The organism is Dietzia sp. B44 (genome assembly GCF_014145245.1).
Classification (GTDB): Bacteria; Actinomycetota; Actinomycetes; order Mycobacteriales; family Mycobacteriaceae; genus Dietzia; species Dietzia natronolimnaea.
Genome location: NZ_JAALEF010000439.1, coordinates 2762 through 5401 on the forward strand (window position 1 = coordinate 2762; position 2640 = coordinate 5401).

At 71.2% G+C, this 2640-nt stretch carries 2 protein-coding genes; both read right to left on the reverse strand.

What is annotated here, in order from left to right; all coding sequences use genetic code 11:
• Positions 1-2136, reverse strand: a 2136-nt coding sequence (gene pta, locus G6017_RS13720; RefSeq protein WP_194307884.1) for a phosphate acetyltransferase, incomplete at its 3' end; no start/stop codon positions are given.
• 205 nt (positions 2137-2341) lie between these two features.
• On the reverse strand, positions 2342-2640 hold a 299-nt coding region (locus G6017_RS16515; protein WP_206682437.1), incomplete at its 5' end, for an HNH endonuclease signature motif containing protein.

Here is a 2640-nt window from a genome sequence, read left to right on the forward strand (position 1 = left end):
TGCACCCTGCGCCTGAACGGCGGTGATGGCGACCGTGTTGACGATGTCCTCCACCAGCGCGCCGCGGGAGAGGTCGTTGATGGGCTTGCGGAGCCCCTGCAGGACCGGCCCGATCGCGACGGCGCCGGCGGTGCGCTGCACGGCCTTGTAGGTGTTGTTGCCTGTGTTGAGGTCGGGGAACACCAGGACGGTGGCCCGGCCGGCGAGCGGCGAGTCCGGCATCTTCTTGCGGGCCACCGTCGGGTCGACGGCGGCGTCGAACTGCAGCGGTCCGTCCACCACGAGGTCCGCCATCGGGTCCCCCTCTGCGGCCGCGGCGATCCGTGCGCACACGATCTCGGTGGCCTCACGCACCTTGTCCACGTCCGCTCCGCTGCCCGAGTCACCCGTGGAGTAGGACAGCATCGCGACTCGCGGGTCCACACCGAACCGGGACGCGGTCTCGGCGGAGGACAACGCGATGTCGGCGAGCTGCTCGGCGGTCGGGGCGGGGACGACCGCGCAGTCGCCGAACGCCAGGACGTGGTCTGAGAGGCACATGAGGAACACGCTGGACACGGTCTTCACGCCCGGCCTCGTCCGGATGATCTCCAGCGCGGGTCGGATGGTGTGCGCGGTGGTGTGCGCGGCACCCGAGACCATGCCGTCGGCGAGGCCGGTGTGCACCATCATCGTGGCGAAGTAGGAGATGTCGAGCATCCGGTCGCGGGCCACGTCCAGCGTCATGCCCTTGTGCTCGCGCAGCTCCGCGTACTGCCGGGCGAACGGCTCGGCGTGCTCGCTGCTGCGTGGGTCGAGGACCTGCGCCCCGGACAGGTCGATGCCCAGTTCATCCGCGCGTCGCTGCACGGCCTCGGGGTCGCCGAGGATCGTCAGGTCGGCGACATCCCGGCGCAGCAGCCGGCCGGCGGCGTGGAGGATCCGGTCGTCGTCGCCCTCCGGCAGCACGATGTGCCGCTTGTCCGCGCGGGCGCGCTCGAGGAGCTGGTGCTCGAACATCTGCGGCGTCATGACGTCGGGGGTGTCCACACGCAGGCGGGCGAGCAGTTCCTCGGTGTCGACGTGCTTCTCCATGAGGCTCAGTGCCGTCTCGACCTTGCGCCCGGAGCCGGAGTACACGCGTCCCCGGGTCTCGGCCGCCAGGCGGGCGGTGTCGTAGGTGCCGTGGTCGGTGCACACGATCGGCAACGTCGAGCGCATGCCACGGACCAGTCGATCCATCGCCGCGTTCGGCATCAGGCTCCCGTTCCAGATCATCCCCGCCAATGAGGGGAAGCCCTCCGCGCCGTGCGCGGTGAGCACAGCGAGAACGGCGTCGGTCCGGTCAGCGGGAACGATGACGACCATGCCGTCCACCAGCCGCTCCAGGATCCGCTCACCGGTCATCCCGCCCACCATCAGTGCCATGACCTCTCGGTCCAGCAGGGCCGGGTCACCGGAGTAGAGGGTGCCGTCCACGGCATCCACCAGCTCCCCCATCGTGGGCGCGGTGAGCAGGGCCTGGCTCGGCAGCGTCCAGGCGGGCAGGTCCAGGGGCGCGAGCTCGGCCTGGATTGCCTCCAGCGCGCTGGGGTCGCACCGGTTGACCACGATCCCCACCGGGTGCGCGTGCTCGACCCTGAGCTCCTCGAGCGTCAGCCGGGCGTTCGTGCCGATCTCCCCTGGTGTCCGGTCGGCGCCGCGGATCACCAGGAGCACGGGCGCGCCGAGGTTCACGGCGAGTGTGGCGTTGAAGTCGAACTCGGTGGGACTGGGCACGCCCGTGTAGTCGGTGCCGAGGATCACCACCACATCGCACTGCCCGGCCACCACGTGGTACCTGTCCACGATCTCCGCCAGCGCCGAGTCGCGGTCCTCGTGGACGCGGGCGTTGGTCACGCCGATGCAGTCCTCGTAGTCGAGGTCCACGGTGGTGTGCTGGAGCAGCATCTCCACGATGCGGTCGCGCGGGGGTTCGGTGTCCGTGCCGGTGCCGGCATCGGCATCGACGACGCGCGGCGCGACGGTGACCGGGCGGAACACCCCCACCCTCTGTACGGTCCCGGCGAGAATGCGCAGGAGGCCGAGGGCGACGGTCGACTTCCCGGTGTCGCCCTCGGGGGCCGCCACGTACACAGCGGAGGACGACAGGGGCATGTCAGTCACCGGGGACGGAATCGTGGGCGCGTCGGTCTCGGGCGGGAGAGTCTCGGATACGGGGGAATCGGGCACGAGGGCATTGTGACAGCGCGAGCCCGCCGGCACACCTCGTACACGCCATGCAGACCCGTCGCGCGCCCCGACGCGCGGCCGCGCCGGCGAGATGCCGGGAAGGGCTGACGCGCTGCTGTCAGGGGCCGGGTCAGACATCGGTGAGCCTGTCGACGCCGGGCGGCAGCCACGTGCAGCGACCAGGCGAGCCCGGGTCCGCGACGGTCGTCCACGCCGACGGGCCGTCGCCGACGAACGCGTGATGCACGGGACAGCCCAACGCGCCATTGGCGACAGTCGTGGGTCCGCCTCGCGACCACTCCTCCACGTGGTGGAACTGGCTCCCCCTGGCCGGTGCAGCGCAACCCGGGAACGTGCAGCCTCCGTGCGCGGCGTAGAGGACCAGGCGCTGGATGGCGGAGGCCAGGCGCCGGTCGGGGTGGGCGTCGA